This window comes from Pseudomonas alkylphenolica (genome assembly GCF_004025535.1).
Lineage (GTDB): Bacteria > Pseudomonadota > Gammaproteobacteria > Pseudomonadales > Pseudomonadaceae > Aquipseudomonas > Aquipseudomonas alkylphenolica_A.
The window spans coordinates 1-295 of record NZ_QJRG01000029.1 but is presented as its reverse complement, the minus strand read 5'-3'; the positions used below and the strand labels follow the sequence as shown (position 1 = coordinate 295).

Annotated in this window: 1 protein-coding gene; it reads left to right on the top strand. The window is 59.3% G+C overall.

Translation table 11 applies throughout. The features are described 5' to 3' along the window. A partial coding sequence (locus DM813_RS28385) for an immunoglobulin-like domain-containing protein (protein WP_164897191.1) occupies nucleotides 1–295 on the top strand: 295 nt, incomplete at both ends.

Here is a 295-nt window from a genome sequence, read left to right as displayed (position 1 = left end):
ACCACCGGCACCCTGAAAATTGATGCGAGTAACGGCGAAGACGTCTACACCGACGGCAGCTCGTTGACCGCCACGATCACCGGTGTAAACGGTCCTGGCTTTGAAAGCCTGGGTATTAAAGCGGGCAACGGCTCTGCCACTTCGACGGTGGTGGATACCCTAACCCCATCGACTGTGAGCCTGTCCGGCTCGCAGCAATTCGAAGGCCCGTCGGCGCAGTACGTCTTCACCGCCACCCTGAGCCATGCCTCCAAAGGCGTGACTACGATCACCACCGATAAGGGCGTGATCACCA